At 44.4% G+C, this 21,548-nt stretch carries 16 protein-coding genes; 15 read left to right on the forward strand and 1 reads right to left on the reverse strand.

Translation table 11 applies throughout. The annotated features are described in order from the left end of the window. The first annotated feature begins 5 nt into the window (after positions 1-5). From yidD to B4240_RS03750, 6 genes are all read left to right on the forward strand, one after another. Entirely contained in the window at positions 6-359 is a 354-nt protein-coding gene (gene yidD / locus B4240_RS03725; RefSeq protein ID WP_296236918.1) for a membrane protein insertion efficiency factor YidD, read from the forward strand. A gap of 214 nt (positions 360-573) precedes the next feature. Further along, the gene (gene yidC, locus B4240_RS03730) at positions 574-2,259 is read left to right on the forward strand and encodes a membrane protein insertase YidC (RefSeq protein ID WP_296236896.1); all 1,686 of its coding nucleotides are present in this window, start codon (positions 574-576) and stop codon (positions 2,257-2,259) included. Positions 2,260-2,473: 214 nt separating this feature from the next. Then, positions 2,474-3,919, forward strand: a complete 1,446-nt coding sequence (gene mnmE / locus B4240_RS03735) for a tRNA uridine-5-carboxymethylaminomethyl(34) synthesis GTPase MnmE (protein WP_296236919.1) — start codon at positions 2,474-2,476, stop codon at positions 3,917-3,919. Between the two features lie 123 nt (positions 3,920-4,042). Next, positions 4,043-4,501: a transcriptional regulator NrdR gene (gene nrdR, locus B4240_RS03740; RefSeq protein WP_149490272.1), complete on the forward strand. Its 459-nt coding sequence runs from the start codon at positions 4,043-4,045 to the stop codon at positions 4,499-4,501. Between the two features lie 125 nt (positions 4,502-4,626). Then, a complete protein-coding gene (gene ribD, locus B4240_RS03745; protein WP_296236897.1) occupies positions 4,627-5,682 on the forward strand; it encodes a bifunctional diaminohydroxyphosphoribosylaminopyrimidine deaminase/5-amino-6-(5-phosphoribosylamino)uracil reductase RibD in 1,056 nt (351 codons plus the stop codon). 500 nt (positions 5,683-6,182) lie between these two features. Further along, a complete protein-coding gene (locus tag B4240_RS03750) occupies positions 6,183-6,857 on the forward strand; it encodes a riboflavin synthase (protein WP_296236898.1) in 675 nt (224 codons plus the stop codon). 97 nt (positions 6,858-6,954) lie between these two features. On the opposite strand, the gene B4240_RS03755 is transcribed toward B4240_RS03750, so the two are convergent. Then, positions 6,955-9,891: a response regulator gene (locus tag B4240_RS03755; RefSeq protein ID WP_296236899.1), complete on the reverse strand. Its 2,937-nt coding sequence runs from the start codon at positions 9,889-9,891 to the stop codon at positions 6,955-6,957. A 218-nt stretch (positions 9,892-10,109) separates the two neighbouring features. Here B4240_RS03755 and fmt point away from each other — a divergent pair, with 218 nt between their 5' ends. The 9 genes from fmt (at position 10,110) to B4240_RS03800 (ending at position 21,535) form a co-directional block, all read left to right on the forward strand. Beyond that, complete coding sequence (gene fmt, locus B4240_RS03760) at positions 10,110-11,216, forward strand: methionyl-tRNA formyltransferase (protein ID WP_296236900.1); 1,107 nt, start codon at positions 10,110-10,112, stop codon at positions 11,214-11,216. 83 nt (positions 11,217-11,299) lie between these two features. Continuing rightward, positions 11,300-12,895, forward strand: a complete 1,596-nt coding sequence (locus B4240_RS03765; protein WP_296236901.1) for a transcription antitermination factor NusB — start codon at positions 11,300-11,302, stop codon at positions 12,893-12,895. Between the two features lie 45 nt (positions 12,896-12,940). Further along, positions 12,941-14,362 carry a threonine synthase gene (gene thrC, locus B4240_RS03770; RefSeq protein WP_296236902.1) on the forward strand — a complete coding sequence of 474 codons (1,422 nt, stop codon included), beginning with the start codon at positions 12,941-12,943 and terminating at the stop codon, positions 14,360-14,362. 253 nt (positions 14,363-14,615) lie between these two features. Continuing rightward, entirely contained in the window at positions 14,616-15,713 is a 1,098-nt protein-coding gene (locus B4240_RS03775; protein WP_296236903.1) for a LysM peptidoglycan-binding domain-containing protein, read from the forward strand. A 62-nt stretch (positions 15,714-15,775) separates the two neighbouring features. Continuing rightward, positions 15,776-17,020 carry a DNA-processing protein DprA gene (dprA, locus tag B4240_RS03780; protein ID WP_296236904.1) on the forward strand — a complete coding sequence of 415 codons (1,245 nt, stop codon included), beginning with the start codon at positions 15,776-15,778 and terminating at the stop codon, positions 17,018-17,020. Positions 17,021-17,126: 106 nt separating this feature from the next. Beyond that, positions 17,127-17,828, forward strand: a complete 702-nt coding sequence (locus tag B4240_RS03785; RefSeq protein ID WP_296236905.1) for an L-threonylcarbamoyladenylate synthase — start codon at positions 17,127-17,129, stop codon at positions 17,826-17,828. A gap of 195 nt (positions 17,829-18,023) precedes the next feature. After that, positions 18,024-19,013, forward strand: coding sequence for an epimerase (locus B4240_RS03790; RefSeq protein ID WP_296236906.1), 990 nt, complete (start codon positions 18,024-18,026; stop codon positions 19,011-19,013). A gap of 207 nt (positions 19,014-19,220) precedes the next feature. Then, complete coding sequence (locus tag B4240_RS03795) at positions 19,221-20,255, forward strand: metallophosphoesterase (protein WP_296236907.1); 1,035 nt, start codon at positions 19,221-19,223, stop codon at positions 20,253-20,255. Between the two features lie 128 nt (positions 20,256-20,383). Continuing rightward, on the forward strand, positions 20,384-21,535 hold the full coding sequence (locus tag B4240_RS03800; RefSeq protein WP_296236908.1) for a metallophosphoesterase: 1,152 nt from the start codon (positions 20,384-20,386) through the stop codon (positions 21,533-21,535). Positions 21,536-21,548: the final 13 nt, after the last annotated feature.

The raw sequence follows: 21,548 nt of genomic DNA on the forward strand, positions 1-21,548 counted from the left end.
AAAAAATAAATAAAATTATTTATAAGTTATTTTTTAATTCTATTATTTTCTATCAAAAAATAATAAGTCCTATATTACCTGCTCGCTGTCGGTATTATCCAACTTGCTCAAATTATGGCAAACAGGCTTTAGCGTGGCATGGTGTTTGGCCTGGCAGTTGGCTGTTATTAAAACGTATTGGTCGCTGTCATCCGTTGGGCGGACACGGAATTGATTTTGTGCCGCTGCCTTTATCTTCTTATCACTATCAATATCTAGCATCTATGGCACAAGCTCATGTCAGCGCTCAAGGTTTGTATGTGTATAAAGACACCAAGAGCTACGTGGCCTGTCTAAACCATCTGATGAAAACATTATAAATGTTGTTAGCGACTGAGCAGTTGTGGATATCTATTGAGTTACCCACAAGTTATCCACACGCTTGTATCATTTAGAGTGGTTTTTTAGTAAAATGATGAACATTTTATGTGATTGACTGCTGATATTGCTGCTAACAATATAAGGTAATACCCTAGGTGGTCATGACACATGCCTGATTTTTCATACCCTAATTTTTTAATCTAGGAAAGGTTTATGCAAAAGATATTTCGGGTGATGATCATCATTGCGATGCTAATCACCGCTTATCTGCTGATTTTGGCATGGCGAGATGATTATGCCGATGCGCCAGCTGTAGATGCGGTACCAGCAGAAACGGCAACATCGGTAGGAGCTGATATTCCTGCTACCACCGGCGCAGCAGGCGATATTCCAGCGCAAACGCTACCGGTCGATGCGAGTACGGTGACAGCAGCACCTGCTGAAAACACAGGCTTGATCACGGTCACGACCGATCGCTATAACATCAAAATCAACCCAGAAGGCGGCGATATCGTTTATGCTGCGCTAAAGCAGTATGATGCGACGCTCGATAGCGATAAGCCTTTTGTCTTATTAGAAAATAACAGCAATCGCGTTTACGTTGCGCAGTCTGGTCTGATTGGTCCAAACGGTATTGATACCGCTGAAGGTCGCGCCAACTACAGCCACACGGCGAACAACTATGTGATGGAAAAAGGTCAGCAAACGTTATCAGTGCCACTTACCTATCAAAAAGATGGCGTGACGATTACTAAGACCTTTACCTTTACCCATGACAAATATCCGATTGATATTAGCTATCAAATTCAAAATGCTTCTGCCAATCCATGGCAAGGGCAAATGTTTGCGCAGTTAAAGCGCGATGACAGTAAAGACCCTGGCATGTCAGGCAAGGGTGCGCTGAGCATGGCGACTTACTTGGGCGGCGCTTGGGGTACGCCTGACGACCCTTATAATAAGTTAAAATTTGGTAAATTTAACGATGGTGAGCTGACCACGACCAGTGATAAAGGTTGGGTTGGCATCGTGCAGCATTACTTCGTTTCTGCTTGGACACCAGAAAACTTTACTGGCAAGTTCTTTAGCCGCGAAACGGGCAATGATTACTTTATTGGTTTTAATAGCCAACCTGTCAATGTGGCACCAAACAAGCAAATAACGTTAAATGCCACGTTGTACGCTGGTCCAAAGGTACAATCTGAGCTAAAAGAAGTGGCGGTAGGACTCAATCAAACCGTCGATTATGGATTACTGTGGCCAATATCAAAAATATTATTTGCGATTTTGGATGGCATTCATAAAGTCATCGGTAACTGGGGTTGGTCAATTATTCTGTTGACGCTTCTTGTTAAAATCGCCTTGATGTGGGTTTCTAATAAAAGCTACTACTCAATGGCGAAGATGCGTGCTATCGCCCCAAGGCTTGCGGCATTAAAAGAAGAGCACGGCGATGACCGCATGAAAATGTCGCAAGAAATGATGGCGATTTATAAAGAAGAAAAAGTCAATCCGATGGCAGGTTGCTTGCCTATTTTGATGCAAATGCCAATTTTCTTAGCCCTATATTGGGTATTGGTGGAAAGTGTTGAGCTGCGTCATGCGCCTTGGATCTTATGGATTCGCGATTTATCCGCAATGGATCCATGGTTTATTTTACCGCTGCTGATGGGTGCATCGATGTTTATCCAGCAGCAATTAAACCCGCAGCCAGCTGATCCGATGCAAGCAAAAGTGATGAAATTTTTACCAATTATCTTCACCGCATTCATGCTGTTCTTCCCAGCAGGTTTGGTACTATACTGGACCGTGAACAACTTATTTAGTATGACCCAGCAGTACATCATCAACCGCAAAGTTGAAGAAGAACAAAAACGTCGTACCGTTAAAGTTCTGGATTAAATAAAGCCTAAATCTATAAAAACCATCGCTACGGCGGTGGTTTTTTTATGTGCTAAAGAGCGGTGTTTTCTTATATTAATGAGTGAAAAAAATAACCATATAGCCATACTTTAGGGTTTAGAAATCTGCTCGCTGAAGTTTGCTTTGTCAGTGCGCGCCAAGCCGTCTATAATGGGGTTTTTAGTTATTGAGAGTGATTGTGGATTCTTTAGAGATGGCACTAGCCGCCGATAATTTGGATGAGTCACCTAGAAATTCTGATTTATCTAGCCTTCCGACCATTGCGGCGATTGCCACACCGCTTGGACGTGGCGGCGTCGGGGTTATTCGGCTGTCGGGCGCGCGCGCCTACGATATCGCTTGCCAGATCACCGGTAAGTCTGCTTTTACGCCGCGTATGGCCAGTTTTTGCCGCTTTTATCAAGCTGATGGCGCGATTATTGATGAAGGTTTGGTGCTCTATTTTAAAGGTCCGCACTCGTTCACTGGCGAAGATGTGATTGAGCTGCAAGGTCATGGCGGTATGATTTTGCAAAATCAGCTGCTAGCGCGGGTGTTTGAACTTGGCGCAAAACAAGCGGGCGCGGGGGAATTTTCTTACCGTGCTTTTGATAATGATAAACTGGATTTGGTGCAAGCAGAAGCCATCGCTGATGCGATTGATGCTACCAGCGCTGCTGCGGCTAGCAGTGCCATTCGCTCACTTAGTGGTGAGTTTTCGCAAAAAATCAATCAACTACTTGAGCAATTGATTCATCTGCGCTTGCACGTTGAAGCGGCAATTGATTTTCCCGATGAAGAAGACGTTGATTTCTTATCTGATGGGGTTATTCAAGATAAGCTTGAGCAGACGCAGGCCAGAATTGAGCAAGTCCTAGCAACCGCAAAGCAAGGTCAGCTATTGCGTGACGGCATTCATGTGGTGCTTGCTGGTAGACCAAACGCGGGGAAATCAAGTTTGCTCAATCGCTTAGCAGGGCAAGAGCGTGCTATCGTGACAGACGTTGCTGGAACGACGCGCGATACCCTGCAAGAGACAGTGGTGCTCAACGGTTTGACGCTGCATTTAACCGATACCGCAGGCCTGCGCGAGACTGAAGATACGGTCGAGCGTATCGGTATTGAGCGGGCGCGTACGGCGATTACGCAGGCTGATATGCTGCTAATGGTCTACGATGTCACTCGTGACCTTGAAGGTGACAGCACGCCATTACAGCTGGCCGAACAGCTATTTGGTGAGCTGCCAGAAGCCAAGCGCTTATTAATTATTGCTAATAAAAGCGATTTATTAAACGATAACAGCAGTAAAGAAAGAAGCGCTCTTTCACAAGCAGAAATCAAAAATCATGGCTACGAACAAGTCAATGTTTCATGTGAAACGGGTACTGGGATTGATGAGTTAATCGAAACTTTATGTGCTAAAGTAGGTTTTCATCCGCCAGAAAATAGCTTAATCGCGCGTACGCGTCATATCGATGCGCTAAGACGTACCGCCGCTTCGCTAGCAGAGGCGCATGAGCAGCTTACGATATTTAAAGCTGGAGAGTTGGTCGCTGAAAGCTTACGCCAAGCGCAGCAAAGTCTGGGTGAGATTACCGGTGAGTTTAGCGCCGATGACTTGTTAGGGAAGATTTTTAGTAGTTTTTGTATTGGTAAATAGAGAGTAAAAGGCTTTTTATTGATTGGAAGCTAGCTAAGAAATACCAGTTTTAAAAAGTTCGGTTTTATAATTTGGTTTTATAAATAACACATGCGCCTTCACTATTAACCTAAGGAAAAGAGTATGCATTGCCCGTATTGTAATGCGTCAGATACCAAAGTTATCGACTCAAGGCTGGCGGCTGAAGGCGCGCAAGTACGTCGTCGTCGCTCATGTAACAGCTGTCAGGAACGCTTTACCACCTTTGAGGTGGTAGAAGTGGTGATGCCGCGCATTATCAAATCTAGTGGCAAAATCGAACCTTATGATAATGACAAGCTGCGCCGTTCCATCCTACTACCACTACAAAAACGTCCGATTACCATTGATGAACAAGAGGCGATGATTAGCCGTATCGAAAAACGCGTCCGGCAAATGGGCGAGCGTGAAGTAAGCAGTAAAGTGCTAGGTGAGATTATCATGAGCGAGCTTAAGACGCTTGACGATGTCGCGTATGTGCGCTTTGCCAGTGTTTATCGTGACTTTCAAGACATCGATGCGTTTCACCAAGAAATTGCTAATATTCGTCCAAATGAAAAATAAACTGGTTTAAACAGTCATCAATCGATAAATTTGCTTCGATTTTTAGCAAAATTCTTGAGGTAAAGTTTTCAAATTATTGAACACTTTTAACAATCATTCCTGACCTTTTATTTAAGTGCGCCTTTATGTCGAACTCAAACCATTATCAAGATGCCAAAGACTGCTATTTTATGATGCTTGCTGTTGAGCAGGCAAAGCGCGGTCTATATACGACGCGTCCCAATCCAGCGGTCGGCTGCGTAGTGGTGCAAGCAGATGAAGTAGTCGGTCAAGGCTTTCATCCTAAAGCTGGCCAGCCGCATGCTGAGGTTTTTGCTCTAAAAGAAGCTGGCACGCAAGCGATGGGCGCGACCGCTTATGTGACTTTAGAGCCTTGCAGTCATACCGGACGTACGCCGCCTTGCGCGCGCGCGCTTATAGAAGCTGGCGTAAAACGTGTTGTCATTGCAGGACTCGACCCCAATCCGCAAGTGGCTGGGCGCGGTGTGAAACTGTTAGACGAAGCGGGCATCGCCGTAAAAGTTGGCGTGCTAACCGCGCAGGCAGAAGCCTTAAATAAAGGTTTTTTAAAGGCAATGCGCAGCCAAATGCCTTATGTCAGGCTTAAAATTGCTACCAGTCTTGACGGCCGTACGGCAATGGCATCCGGCGAGTCAAAATGGATCACGGGCACAGCGGCACGCGAAGATGTACAAAAACTGCGTGCGCAAAGTGGCGCTATTATCACGGGCAGTGAAACTATTATCGTTGATAATCCGCAATTAAATGTACGCTCAAACCTGTTAGGTATCGCACCTGAGGAAGTGCCGCCACCTAAAATAGTGATATTAGATAGAAGAGGGCGACTAAAACACGACTTGCAATCTGACTATCAGCTATGCCAAAGTCCAGAAGCACTATATTGGCGTAAAGAAAGTTTAATTGAGTTATTAAAAAAGTTAGTCAGTGAACATCAATGCTATGACGTCTTAGTAGAGGCTGGCGCAAGCGTTGCTGGTAGCTTTTTACAACAGCAGTTGGTGGATGAGCTTATTGTCTATCAAGCCCCTTGCTTATTAGGTATTGAGGCGCGTCCTATGGTTGCTATCAATCCCTTATCTTTAGCACAGCAGCTGCGTTTTGATATTCGCTGCCATGAACAACTAGGATCTGATCTTAAACTCACCTTATTACCTTTATAGTCGACGTTATAAACCCTGTTGTTTTTCAATGTTAATTCTGAGGTATTTTATCCACAAGACTAGAGCTAGAGATGATTCATGTGGATAAATATAATGGTTTGATTAAGGTTCCACATGAAACTGTGTATAACTTTGTTTCACATGAAACTGGCTAAAGCACACTAATTGATCGCTTTAGAAAATAATGTTATAAATCAGCATGTTATAATTATTTATTTAGCAGAAGTACCATAAGATACAAAGAGAACTTATTGTGGATAACTCTTCAAATAGCTAGGTTTTAATCTTACTTTTTTCTTGTTTTCTATAGTTATCCACAGTTTATCCCCTACAGAACCTTAGATATCTTAGCTCAAAAGGCATGATAAAAATTATGAGAGTTATAAAATCCAATAGCTAACATGATTTCCATCTTTATATAGAACAATATAATTAAACCCCCGTATACTGCTTAGTAGACTAATAAAGATAACGGCAACAAAAAATGCAAAGAGGATAATATGTTTACTGGAATTATAGAAAGTGTCGGAAAAGTAAAATCCATGCAGCCAACTGGCGGTGATATACGTTTGACTATAGAGTCTGATGGCTTAGATTTTAGCGATGTGAAACTAGGAGACTCTATTGCTTCAAATGGTATTTGTTTGACCGTGGTCGAGTTTGGTCATAATTACTATTCTGTTGATGTTTCACGTGAAACGATTGCTCGTACAGCGCTGGCGGATTTAAAACCAGGTGATACGGTGAATCTAGAAAAAGCCATGCTACCGACCACGCGTTTTGGTGGGCACATTGTCGCCGGTCACGTCGATGGCGTAGGCGTGGTCAGTAAGCTGCAAAAAGATGCGCGCTCACTGTATATCGAAATTAAGATACCGCAAGAGTTGGCACATTATACAGCGACTAAAGGCTCTATTACTCTTGATGGTATTAGTCTCACCACCAATTTGGTGCGTGATAATATTGTCTCGCTCAATATCATTCCCCATACCGCGCAAGTGACCAATATCGCGCAGCATTGGTTGGTAGGCAGTAAAGTTAATGTAGAAGTCGATATCGTGGCGCGCTATTTGGAGCGTTTATTAAATAAATCGCAAGCGGACAGCTCACCTAATAGCAGTCCGCAAAGTGCGATTACTGAGGCGTTTTTGGCTGACAATGGTTTTATGAGATAAGGGTTAAATTTAAAAAATAGAAGACTGTAAAACTAAAGTTATACGAATCAAACTGCGCGAGTGCTGCTTTAGTATGATTAACAAATATTGCAAATGCTTATTCGCTTTTAATCAGCTTTTGCAAAACGTCTTGTAGCTTGTTTTTATTAATAGGCTTGGCTAAAAACTCATCCATGCCCACTTGCAAGCAGGCGGCGCGGTCCTCTTCGCTGTTATTTGCCGTCAGCGCAACGATAGGAATATCATCGCCCTGCGCGCGAATAGCTTGAGTTGCTTGCAGACCGTCCATCACTGGCATTCGGCAGTCCATTAAAATCAGCGCAATATCTTGGCGCTGCTGTTGCAATTTATCTAACGCTTGCTGACCGTCTTCTGCAACCACACTGCGATAGCCAATTTTTTCTAATATCTTGCAGGCTATTTTTTGGTTGGTTGGGCTATCTTCTACCACTAAAACTAGCGGCGCTAAAGTTTCATGAGCCGTGTCATCTACAGCTGCGACTAACTGGCTAGCGTTTTCCTTACTATTTTTTGGCTGCTCTAAGGTTTGTCTGACGGGCAGAGTTAAGCGCAGTAACTCAGAAAGCAACAATGCCACATCAAGCGGCTTGTTTAAAAAGCCGTCACAGCGCTCCAGTAATATAGACGGAATACGGCGCTCAGCTTTCATGCTAACTAAGACTTTTGGCAGTGAGGTATTAGCCAGTAAACTGTTTAAAGCCTGCTGTTTTTCAATATCTATGCGGGCTTTATTCCCTAATTCATTTTCAGCTTCTATGTTTTTATCGTCAGCGGCTATTTGAGGCGATAAAGCGAGGTTGATTCCTTCGTAATATTCATAATCTAATAGCAAAATAGGCGCAAGTTCCTGCTTATCTTTTACCAATTTATCGTTTATTTGCTGAAGCGCTATTCTATCTATAGAAGTGAAAATGGTAGCTGGTATAGATAAATACGCGCACAAATCACGCAGATGTTTGGCGCGTAGCGGCTGTTTAATCACGGCGATAAGATGGATATATGTTAATTGCTGATTAGCATGATAGATAGGCTGATAGTTTGGCCGCTTACAAGGCAAATAAAGGTCAAAAGTGCTGCCTTTAGCAAACGTACTTCTCATTTCAATAAAACCGCCTAATAGTTTAGCAAAGCTATGGGCGTCATTTAACCCCAGCCCTTTTGCCGCAATATTCTTTTGCGCGTAGTTAATGTTGCGATTTACGATTTGTTTGCTGTTTTGGCTGTGGTTTTCATTAAGATAAGTGAGCAGCTGATGCTGTCTTGCTATATCGATTCCTATGCCGCTGTCTTTGATACTAAACCGAATCCAGTCGTGCGAGGCATGACTGACACCGTCTGTATTAACTTCACTGACTGTATTAGCTTCGCTATCTGGATTAGCTTCTTTGCTTTTATTAAATGTGTCGCCTTTATCAACCGCCTCTAAGCTGCTGTTTTTGAGGGCTGATACATCTTCGTTGCTCAGCGCATCGATGGTCAACGACACATAGCCAGAAGTGGTGAATTTAATGGCATTATCTAATAAGTTGCGTAAGATTTGCTGCAGGCGTCTATGGTCGGTATCAATACAGCGCGGGCTGTCGGGGGCAAAAAAATACAGCAGCTCAAGCCCTTGTTGCCTTGTTCTTTCTACGATTGACTGGCTGACCTGTTGCCCAAGTTTGTAAATATCAACCGCCTCGATAGACAGACGGGTTTTACGGACTTCTATTTCTCCTATATCTAGCATGTCGTTTAGCATGGTAAGCATAGAATGACTGGTTTGAAACAAAGTCGTCACCACTTGATTTTGCTTAGCTGTCAGATTGTCAGGATTAATAGGCTCTAAGGTATCAATCATGGCTTCTAATGGTAGACGTAAATGATGGCCCATCGTTGACTTAAGCCTATTAAACTCATCAAGTTGGCGTTGTAACTGTTGGTTTTGCTGCTCCAACTGTGCGGTTTGGTCGATTAACTCGTGGATGTTATTTAGTAGGACGGTAAAACCATGCACCTGTCCATGCTCACCAAACCATGGCGTAATATGCAGCTGATAGGCTTTTTTATTGTGTAATCCATACACTAAAAGCGTGCGCGTAACACGTAAATCCGCCAGTTTTTGTAGCAGAGCTTGGGTAGAGTCGTCTTTGGCAAAGACAAAATCGGTCAATTGATAGTTGCTATCGCTTTGAAAGGGGGTCGCAAACGTCTGCTCAAAACGTTGATTAAAAAAGTTGATTTGACCGTGCCGCATAATCATCAGCATCGGCAGCGGGGCATGATCAACCAAGCGCTCTAAACGATGCTGCAGCGTGTTAATGCGGCGATGGTTATTATGCAGCTGATAACTGATGCGGCTCAGCGCATGCCCTAAACGCAAAAACTCCGCCGTGGTTTGGTTTTCAAGAAACGGCGGCGTGACATAGCCATCTTTGGCACGGTTACTTAACTCATCGGTATAAATGAGGAGCTGCTCCCAGTTGCTAAGCCGTTTTAGCGTGTACAGTAATGCCATGGCAAAAAGTATGATGGCTGTCATTAAAGGCAGCCAATAGCGATACGAGATCCAATTAATATCAAGTGGCTCATGACGCAGCACCATATAAGCTTTATGACCACTCTCAAGCTCTATGGTACCGACCAAGTTACGATTGTTCAGCTCATAAGCACTATAATGATTGCTATTGGATGGCAGTGAGGTGATGACATTCGGAAAGATGATACCAGTAAACTCCCGCTCATTAGGGCGGGTGCGGCGGTGAATATAGGTTTGCCCAGACGGCATCATAAAAATCAGCTGATAGCTAACATCCTTTAAAAAAGGCTTGTTTAATATTTTTTTAATGTCAGAGTTTTTAGGATTAGCAAGCTCAGTTATCTCACTTTGCAGGGCATAAAAGCTTTGTATACTGTGCTGCTCATTATGCTGTCTCATCTCATAAAACATGGTGCCGTAATACACCGATAACATCGCCAATAATGTCAGCGTATAAAAAATCAGCAGGCGTTGTAGAGACTGAAATTGTTGCATAAAAGCATGACCCTAAATCGGTAGTAGAGCTGATGGGTTTATTTACTGTGCCTTTTTTACTTGCTGGCGCTTTGTTTGACGAATAAATGGCTGAGCTTTATGACTATTATAAAGATAAATAGCATCATTAGTAGCGCTTGATTGTCGCTATTACAATCATGGCACAACGCTACAAACTCCCCTATAATAGGCAAATTAACCATAAATAATGCCTGACTATGACCACATTTGCTTCCCAATCTGATTTACCTACTCATACCACGCAGCCTCAGCAAAGCTCTATCATCGAAGTGCCAACAGCCGCTCAGCCGCTGCGAGTGGTATTTGCTGGCACACCTGAGTTTGCTGCGGTTAGCCTTGAGGCGCTGATTCAGCAGCAAGAAGCGCTTAATATAGACATTGTGGCGGTATACACGCAGCCTGATCGCAAAGCCGGTCGCGGGCAAAAGCTGGCTGCGTCGGCAGTAAAACAAGTGGCCTTGGCGCATGATATTGTGGTTGAGCAACCCGCTACCTTTAAAAAAGCTAGCACCGAAGGCATGGCGGCGCGGCAAAACCTGCGTACTTATCAGCCAGATCTGATGATTGTTGCTGCTTATGGGCTAATACTGCCAATTGGAGTATTAAATACGCCGACTTATGGCTGTCTCAATATTCATGCTTCACTACTGCCACGTTGGCGCGGGGCGGCACCGATTCACCGCGCGCTATTGGCGGGCGATGGTGAGACTGGTATTACCATTATGCAGATGGATAAAGGTTTGGACACCGGCGATATGCTTTACAAAGTCAGCGCGCCTATCGAAGCTGATGATACGGCTTCCAGCCTCCACGATAAGATGGCAGCACTTGGCGCGGCGGCTATCAGCACAGTATTAAAAGACTTGGCGCACTACCAAGAACAAGCAGTTACTCAGGATGACAGTCAGGCCAATTATGCTGAAAAACTCATCAAAACCGAGGGCGAGATTGATTGGACGCAATCTGCTACTGCGATTGAACGACAAATTCGCGGACTGACCCCATGGCCCGGCGCCTATACTTTTTTGGCGGGGCAGCGCGTCAAAATTCTAGCAAGCTTACCGGTCAATCCATCACAACAAACCGATAGACCAGCTGGCACGGTTATCAGTGTCGGCCGCAAAGCGATATTGGTGGCTTGTGGCAAAGCAGCTGATACCGAACAGCAAAGCAATACGCAGTCAGCCACAACATTGGCGATTACGGATCTACAGTTTGCGGGTGGTAAACCGATGAGCGCTGAGCAAATTTGTCATGGCAATAAGCTTAATGATGGCGACCAGTTTACGGCAGAATCAAAGTAGTTTCGTTCTCGTATTAACGTAATTTAATGATAAGCAATCCCACTTGTACAAGGCGCTACCATGCGTCAAGGAAATAAAATTTAATGAGACAAACCAGCACTGCGCCAAGAAATGATAAGCTCAAACCTTCAAGCAACCTTATTATGAATGGTAGCGTCCGCGTACGAGTGATTCGCACTTTATTAGCCATTCAAAACGGTCAATCGCTTGCCAGCGTCCTAGATCCTTTGTTAAACAGTCTGCACGATGGTGATAAAGGTTTTGCTCATGCGCTGTTGCTGACGACATTGCGCCAGTGGTACGCACTAGCACGTTTGCTCGACAGCCTTGCTGATAATCCAATCGATGAGATTGAGGTTCGTACCACCATACAAGTGGGCCTAGTGCAGTTGCTCTATTTAGAGGTGGCGGATCATGCGGCGATTCATGAAACGGTCGAAGCGGCAAAAGAGATAGATTTTGCCCATGCAACAGGATTAATCAATGCCATTTTGCGTAAAGTCGCTAAGAATCCTTATAAGTTTCGCAAAAAGTGCGATAAAAAACACAGCTTACCCAATTGGCTCGCTTATCAGCTTAAGCAAGATTGGAGCGAACAGTATGACGAGCTAATGCAAGGCTTGCGCCAAGCTGCGCCGATGTTTTTACGGGTAAACTCGGCGGTTAGCTCGGTAGAGGATTATCAGCAAGCGCTTTATAGCGCGGAGATTGCGGCGGATTTGCTTGAGCTAACAAGTGGTTTTAAATTACCGAACTCGTCAGATGCAGCTACAGCAACAATGCTATCCACTAAAGGTTTGAGACTACAGCAAAGTACCGCTGTTAGCGCTTTACCGCATTTCGCTGAAGGGGCGGTCAGCGTACAAGATATGCATGCTCAGCTTGCGGCGCCGCTTATTAATAAAGCATTAGTGGCTAAAGTAAGCGCTGACGATGGTAATTTTGACGCTGCTAATACTAAAGCCGAAAATAACGAGCTACATATTTTAGATGCCTGCGCGGCGCCCGGTGGTAAGCTTGCGCATTGGTTAGAACTGCTAAGCTCAGATAAGCAATCACCCTTGTTTCACGTGAAACAAAACAGTGCTGAAGAGTCAGCTGTCATTGCTAATGTTAAGTTAACCGCTATCGACAATGAAGCGCCGCGTATCGAGCGTATTTATGAGAATTTACAGCGCCTAAATTTAAACCAGCAACACCTAGAGCAAGCTGAAAAGAATATCGCGCTAAATATTGTCTGTGCCGATGCGACCAGATGGCAAGGGGCGGGTAAAAAAGGCAAAGATACCCCGATGTTTGACGCGATATTACTTGATTCTCCTTGTACCGCGACGGGCGTGATTCGGCGTCATCCTGATATCAGTATTTTACGTACCGAAGAAGATGTCGAGCAAACCGCATTGCTGCAAGCCGATATTTTGCATAACTTATGGCCACAACTTAAAGTCGGCGGTTATCTATTGTATGTCACTTGCTCTATTTTAAAGCAAGAAAACGTCGAGCAAATGCAAGACTTTATCAGCCATCATGAAGATGCGCTAGCGCTTGAATTTACCGACGATTGCAACTGGGGCATTGCGCAAACTATTGGGCGTCAGTGTTTACCTATTGATAGTAAAAGTGGCGATGGTTTTTATTATGCCCTGCTACAAAAAACCGATGCAAAAACTGCTGAATAAACCGTTTTAAATATTGAATAACCTCATTATAGACAGGACAATCTAATGAAATATATCAGTACCCGTGGTCAGACAGCGCCGATGGAATTTAGTGATGTGCTATTAATGGGGCTTGCACCAGATGGCGGTTTGATGCTGCCTGAGCATTATCCAAACATTGATAGCGCGACGCTTACTGAGTGGCGTACGCTCAGCTATCCGCAGCTTGCGCTGGCGATTATGCAGCGCTTTGCCACGGATATTCCGGCGGCTGATTTGCAAGATATTATTGAGCGCACTTATACCGCTGAAGTTTTTGGCTCTGATGAGATTGTCCCTGTGCGTAAGCTTGAAGATGATTTATATATTTTAGGCTTATCAAATGGTCCGACATTGGCATTTAAGGACGTTGCCATGCAGTTTTTGGGCAATGCGTTTGAATATGTGCTTAAAAGAAAAAATGCACGTATTACGATTATTGGTGCAACCAGTGGCGATACGGGCAGTGCAGCGGAATATGCTCTGCGCGGTAAAGAAAATATCGAAGTCTTTATGCTATCACCGCACGGCAAAATGAGCGAGTTTCAGCGCGCGCAAATGTATAGCTTAACCGATGCTAATATCCATAATATTGCCATCGACGGCATGTTTGATGATTGCCAAGATATTGTTAAAGCGCTACAGCAAGATGCTGAGTTTAAAGCTGCTTATAATCTAGGGACGGTTAACTCGATTAACTGGGGTCGTATATTGGCGCAAATCGTTTATTACTTTAAAGCCTACTTTGCTGTGACCACAAATAATGATGAAAAAGTTAGCTTTAGCGTACCCTCAGGCAACTTTGGTAATATTTGTGCTGGTCATATCGCTCGCGAAATGGGACTGCCGATTGAGCGCTTAATCGTTGCCACCAATGAAAACGATGTGCTCAACGACTTCTTTAATCAAGGCGCTTATCAGCCGCGTTCGACCGATAAAACTTATGTAACATCAAGCCCTTCAATGGATATCTCTAAAGCTTCGAACTTTGAGCGTTTTGTTTATTTATTACTTGATAAAGACAGTGCCCGCGTTCATGAGTTATTTGAAGGGGTGAAATCCGGTCAAGGCTTTGATTTGTCTGATTTGATGGAAGCGGTTAATACGCGCTATGGTTTTGCTGCGGGCAAGTCCACTCATGCCGATCGCCTGCAAACTATCAAAGCAATTTATGAGCAGTATGGTGAGCTAGTCGATCCGCACACCGCTGACGGTATCAAGGTCGCTAAAGAATTACAGCGCGAGGGTGAAGTGATTGTTTGTGCCGAAACAGCTTTACCGGTTAAGTTTGCTGATACTATCTTTGAGGCGGTTGGAGAGATAGAGATTGCGCGTCCTGCACATACTGAAGGTTTAGAAGCACTGCCGCAGCACGTGGTGGTGCTAGATAACAAGGCCGAACTGGTCGCTGAGCAAATTCGTCAGCATGTAACGCCAAATCCAGCTTAACCCGATTGTTCTTGACCAGTATTCATTGAAATGTATATCTAATTAAAGGTTACTAATTAAAGGTTACGCGATTGTAATAAAGTGTTTACGATTGTGTTATGGTAGATATAATTGTAATATTAGAAATAGCGCCTGCGTGTCATCATTATGTCAGGCGCTGTTTAGCAATAAAACCCGTCAATCACATCAGTCAATAATACTGAACAGCTGCTTTATAGACATTATGTTAGCGGTATATATTGTGGATATAACCATGAAGATGAGCTTAAAAAAGATAGCAAAGGCACTACTGGTGACGACATTTAGTAGCGCAATGCTGATGACCGCTGCCCACGCTAATAATCCACCACCTACTATCAAAGCGGATGCGCCCAATCGCTATATCGTCAAAAAAGGAGATACCTTGTGGGATATCTCAGGGCGCTATTTAGATAGCCCGTGGCGCTGGAAAGAGATTTGGGCAACCAATAAGCAAATCAAAAATCCCAACCTTATTTATCCTAATGACATTCTTATTTTATGTGTGATCCAAGGCAAAACCCTGGTCGGTGTCGATACCGGTGAAGGCTGTGCTGGGGTTGAAAAACAATTGACTGGCAATGCGGTTGCTAGCACGATTGCAGTGACCTCAACGGCGAATAGTATTCCGCCTATTCCATGGTCTGCAATTCAGCATTGGCTCGATAAAACCATCATTGTTAATCCAGACGATTTTAATACTACGCCATATATCTTAGCTTCGAAAAAAGGCAATTTAATTACCGCAAGTGGCGATAAAGTCTATGCCAAAGGCGTGCCGCTTATTGTTGGCCAACGTTATGGTATCTACCGCGAAGGTGAGATGTATGTCGAGCCGAAAACGCAAAAAGTTATCGGTTTAGAAGTTACCCAAGTGGCAACAGGTTTGGTGACTTCTACAGAAACTAATGGCGTTACCAGCTTGCAACTTATTGACAGCTATGGCAAAGAAGTCCGTGAAGGCGATCGCGTTTTTGTTGAGTTAAATAACTCAATTCCGCCAGTATTTTATCCAGCCCCTGCAACCGTCAATCGCGGCGGCATGATTGTCCGCGTTATGGATTCTATCAGTTCAGCCGCTAAGGGCAGTGTTGTCGCTATTAATTTAGGTAGCACGCACGGCGCCAAACCCGGTGACGTGTTGACCGTCTATCAAAAAGGCGCGGTCATACGCGATATTAAGGACAATGACACGCCAGTACGCTTACCAAGCGAGCCTACGGGTATGGTGATGGTCTTTAATACCTTTGATAATATTAGCTATGCTTATGTGCTTGATTCTGAGCTACCAATCAACGTCGGTGATCAGCTGTTACCTCCGCCGTATCTATAATGAGTGCAACGCTTATTCTTTAAGCTAAGGACTCCAATTTAGACTAGATGAGCTAGATGATTATGAGCGCAGTCCCTTCTCTTTTATCCGCTGAGCAGCGCGCAGTACTGGCGCTGTGGGCTGAGGTGAATGCATCATTATCGACTTATCATAAACTTATCACCAGCTTTGGCAGTGCAGAGCTTGCTTGGGGCGCTAAAGTAGAGGCATGGCGACAGCTTGGTATTCATAGTACACATCTTAAGCGTCATGAGCAGTCAGAGCAAACACGCGCAACTATCGATAACATTCAGCAAGCATTGCTAGAGGAAAAATACGGTCTGCTATTTGTAGACCAGTCTGATTATCCAGCACAGCTGCTAGAAATATACGACCCACCACCAGTGTTATTCTACCGCGGTGATAAAGCGCGTTTGCAGCAAGCGCAAATCGCTATCGTTGGTAGCCGCAAACCCACCGCCCACGCACAAAAAATCACCTTTGACATGGCGCAGTATTTAGCGCAAGCCGGTTATATCATTACCAGCGGCCTTGCGATGGGTGTCGATAAACGCGCACATTTAGGGGCGCTTGCGCAAACAGAGCCCGAATATCAAGGTCGTACGGTTGGCGTGATGGGGACGGGTATTGAGATCAATTATCCCAATCATCATGATAAATTGTTTAGCCAGATTATTGAGCAAGGCGGCTGTATCATTAGTGAGCTGTTGCCCTATACGCAGCCGCACAAACATACCTTTCCGCGCCGCAATCGGTTAGTCGCAGGACTCAGCCTCGCGACCATTGTGACCGAAGCCACTATTCAAAGCGGCTCGCTGATTACGGCGAGGCTAACCTCCGAGCAAGGGAAACAAGTTTTCGCGATTCCAAGTCACATCGATAATAGCAATGCTGAAGGCTGCCATCACTTGATACGTGAAGGCGCGACTTTAATCTATCATCCGCAGCACGTCCTCGAAGATATTACTAATCAGCTGAGTTATGATAGTCGCCCATACCAGTCAACGCAGTCAACCGAAAGCCCACCAGCAAATAGTAGTCTTCCTTCAAAGAGGATAAATACAGATAGCAAACCTATTACAGCTACTGGCCAGTCGGCATCATCCGATAGCAAAGCTTCTCATCACGCAATCGCTGTTCCTGAGCATTTAGCGCCCATTTATGAGCAGCTCGATTGGCATGGGCAAGATTTAGATGCGTTGTTAAATACCACTGAACTGACGCCAGCGCAATTGATAGGACAGCTTATGGAACTTGAATTGTTAGGGGTTATCAGTGTGCAAGGCGGGCGTTATTTACGCGCATAATTTTCTTTCTAATCAAGACGCGATTTTAAGAAATCTTTAAACCTGCTGTTTTACCCGTCGTTTAAGTTGTATTATATTCCCTCATACTTTTCTAACTCATTCTGCTATGTCTAAACCACTTATCACTGATTCTGTCATCGAAGCGGCGCGTTGGCTGCAAAAAGGGCAGCTGCTTGCTTATCCTACCGAAAGCGTTTGGGGCATTGGCTGTGATCCGTTTAATCAGCAAGCGGTACAGCAGCTCTTGGCTATCAAACAGCGCCCGATAGAGAAGGGCATGATCGTGGTTACCGATAGCGCCAGTCGACTTGAGGTATTGTTAAACAGTCTAAATGCAGAGCAACGCCAGCTAGTGTTAGACAGTTGGCGTAACGATACTGAGTCTGATGTCGATACCAAGCAGGCGCATACTTGGCTATTACCATTATCAGAAAACCTACCCATTTCTATTCCCGCATGGATAACCGGCGCTCATAACAGTGTGGCGGTGCGAGTGATTGACCACCCTTTGGTGAAGCAGCTTTGCCAACAAACGGTTTCCGTTCACAACCCCTATGGTTTTGTTGTCTCGACCAGTTGTAATCCTTCTGGACAGCCACCCGCTTTGACACTGGCAGAGGCGCAGGCTTATTTTTTAAATGATGATAGCAGTGTTAATTCTGATGCCAATTCTGATACCAATATCCATGCCCATTCCTCAGCTAATATAAATGGATATGAGCAAGTCGGCTATTTAAAGGGCGAGACGCTTGGTTATCAGCTCCCTAGCCAAATCAGCGATGCGCTAACGGGACAAGTGCTTCGTTAGTGCACCTTTAATACTGGCCAATTTTTATGATTGCTGCCAGCCTATCATTTCCTAGTTTAACCACGTATACCACTAAATCCTTGATTTATATCTAGTCTTACTTTAAGCCTTATACCTACAATTAACCTCTTGTTTTTATAAGAGGTTTTTTGTCACACTAACAAAAAGGCAAGACAAATATAAGGATAAAAAGCGATGAATATTCTAATCAGTGGTGGCTCCGGCTTTTTAGGACGCGCGTTTAGTAAAGCGCTTATCAAGCGTTATCAAAAGGACAATAAAGAAGTACAGGTCACGTGGCTGACGCGCGATAGTAAGCAGGCGCATCCTGATGATATTAAAATGATGACCTATGACGAGCTTGCGAAAACAGATAAAAATTATGATGTCATTCTAAATCTAGCAGGTGCTGGGATTGCGGATAAACGCTGGAGCGATGCGCGTAAGGAGCAACTGCTTGCCAGCCGCGTCAAGCCTACTGAGGCGCTACTGGAGTTTATAGCGCGTAGTAGTACAAAGCCTAAGCTATTGGTTAGTGGCTCAGCGATTGGCTGGTATGGCGCCCAAGGAGCCAGACCTTTAACCGAAAGCAGTGATTTTAACACTGATTTTTCCCATAAACTCTGTGACGACTGGGAGCAATTGGCGCTAAAGGTTACTAATTACGGTGTCCCTGTTGCTATCGTAAGAACGGGCGTCGTGATTCATCCTGATGGCGGAATGGTCGGTAAGTTATTAACACCGTTTAAAATGGGCGTCGGTGGTCAGTTGGCTGATGGTAAGCAAGTCATGAGCTGGATTAGCCGGGCAGATTGGGTACGGGCAGTGATGTTTATCATTGAGCAACTTCTTGCTGGGCAGGCTAGTCAGCAAGCTCAATTAAATAGCGTTGATACTGTTTTAAAAGTTGATAATGACTTAAAAACAGCAAACGATACGCCAGCGTATGTTTATAACTTAACCGCGCCCAACCCTGTGACCAATCAAACCTTTACCAAGACGCTTGGCGTATGGCTCCATCGGCCGACGTTTTTTACTTTACCCGCATTTTTATTAAAGCTGATGTTTGGTGAGATGTCGACTTTACTGATTGATGGGCAAAAAGTTTTGCCACAAGCACTGCTTAATGCAGGCTTTGAATTTAGACAGCCAACCCTAAAGCAAGCGTTAGAGCAGCAATCCTAAGTTTTTATATAGGTTGTTTCATGTGAAACAATTAACCTGAATTTGCTCTACATTACTAAGCGTTTTATGTTTCAACTGCCATAAAGTTTCAATAAACCATCATGCTGTCTACAACAGGTAAGAATATTGGCGTACTATAAGCCCGTCTTTGTCTGATTCAATTGTATTATGTGGCCTTTTATCATCCTTACCCAGCTGCTTGCCCTTATGAGTAGTGGTATATTTTACTGGTTCTTTCAACCAAAAACGCGCCTGGCTAAAGTGGGTTTAATTTTAACTGTTTTTATTATTAACAACGCTTTTCTTATCTACGGATTGAGTGAGTTTTGGCACGAGCGCTTTCACGTCTATTTGGTTGTCGGCATTTTACAAGGCTTTATGTTTTATGCAGGCCTCATCACAGCTGTGATTGCCTTGTTGTATGTTTATATCCTTAAGCAAAAACACCATCCAATACTCATTAGAGCCGCCGCTGCTGTTATTTATATTGGTATTGTAGGTTTAGCGGTGTTTAATGCTTATTCGCCCGTCGTTCATCGTCTAAGCGTGACGACGGATAAAGCGCTTAAGCGGCCGCTGCAAATAGCTTTGGTGTCTGATACGCATTTGGGGAGATGGTTTGGCAATCGGCAGATTGATAAGATGGTCAGGCTGATTGATGCCCAAAATCCTGATGTCGTGGTCATCGCAGGCGACGTCATGAATGATTCAACCGACGCTTATGAAAAAATCAATATGCATGCGCACTTATCAAAATTAACAGCGCCGCTAGGTGTCTATGCCACTTTAGGTAACCACGATTATTCAGGTAATGAGGTGGCGATTGCCAAAGCCGTTGAACAGGCAGGTATACAAGTTATTGATAATAAAAGCGTTTGGTTAGACGATTCAGTGTTGTTAATTGGTCGTTCAGATGAGACAGATCCCGCACGCCCTGCTGCGACAGATTTGCTTAGTGAAGTGAGGGCTGATAAGCCGGTAATATTTTTAGAACACAGCCCTGCCGATTTAGAACAAATAAAAGGTTTGCCTATTGATTTGCACCTGTCAGGTCATACGCATGGTGGGCAGATATTTCCATTAACGGTATTGCTAAAATGGTTTACGCCGCTGGTTTATGGCGCTAAGCAGGTTGAGGGCACACAGTTTTTGGTGACTTCTGGCTATGGAATTGGGGCGGTACCATTTAGGTTGGGCACGCGCTCTGAGATATGGATGATTACGCTACAGTCGGCACAGTAAGTGTTACCCCAATAAGTAACACCCCAATCTCCCAAACCTTGAAAAATAGTCACTATAATCCAGCTACCTTATAAATACTGCCCAAACCAGCAAACGCCCTATCAAACACTGTCCTGTTAGGAATGCTTATGCGTTACGCATTTATTATCACCATTATTGTGCTGCTCCAGCTGTTTAGTTTTGGCGCGGCGCTCAGCCTAGAGTGGTGGCTACAGCCTTGGAGCACTCCGGCGCTAATCATGATTATGTGGATTGCTATCTTTGCGATTACCAATATCCTTTTGCTGCTTAGCGTTACCAAGTCATTTGCGAATAGTTATCGCTGGATAAGCGCTTGGCTGTTGGTGATGCATTTTATATTACTGACGGCGATGCTAACCGGCTTATTGTATGGTGGTTTTTGGCTATTGAGTGCACTGGGCGATAATGCTTTTTACAATACAGAAACGATTGCTATTGGCTTACGGATTTTTGCACTGGTTTTCTTTATAGGGTTATTTAACTATACCCTCTATAGCGCTTATGTGCCGGCGGTGCGTGAGATATCAATCAAGATTAATAAGCCACTGAACAATCCGCTACGCATTGCGGTAGCCAGTGATTTGCATTTAGGACGCTTATTTGGCAGTAAAGCGATTGAACGGTTAAATGACATCGTGCAGCGCTATCAGGCAGATGTACTATTGATGCCAGGCGATATTATGGATGACAACACCACAGCATTTACTGACTATAATATGGCAGAAGATTTGGCGAAGCTTGTTAGCAGTTTGCCGTACGGTGTCTATGCGACGCTAGGCAATCACGATTTGTACGGCCACGAGCAGCCGATTAGAGAGGCTTTACAGAATGCTGGCGTGCAATTATTAAATGATGAAGTGACGTGCCTGTCGCATCAAGGTCAGCCTATCTGGTTTATTGGGCGTTTTGACAATCATAAACGTCAGCGCGTAGCGACGACCGAACTGCTAGGCCAAGTTAATACAGCTGAGCCTGTTATCTTGTTAGACCACCGACCGAGCGATATTGTGGTGCATAGTGAGCTGCCAATCGACTTACAAGTATCAGGACACACCCATAACGGTCAAATATTCCCAGCCAATTTTATCGTAAATGCGATCAATCGCTTGGGCTATGGCTACGAGAAAATCGGCAAAGGCCACTTTGTGGTATCGTCCGGCTATGGGTTCTGGGGAATACCATTTCGTTTAGGCTCGCGTTCTGAGGTTTGGCTTATTACTTTGAACGGCGATGGCAGTAATAATGCGGATAACGCATAAAAGTTTTATTTAA

The organism is Psychrobacter sp. UBA5136 (assembly GCF_002414005.1).
In the GTDB taxonomy this organism is placed as follows: Bacteria; Pseudomonadota; Gammaproteobacteria; order Pseudomonadales; family Moraxellaceae; genus Psychrobacter.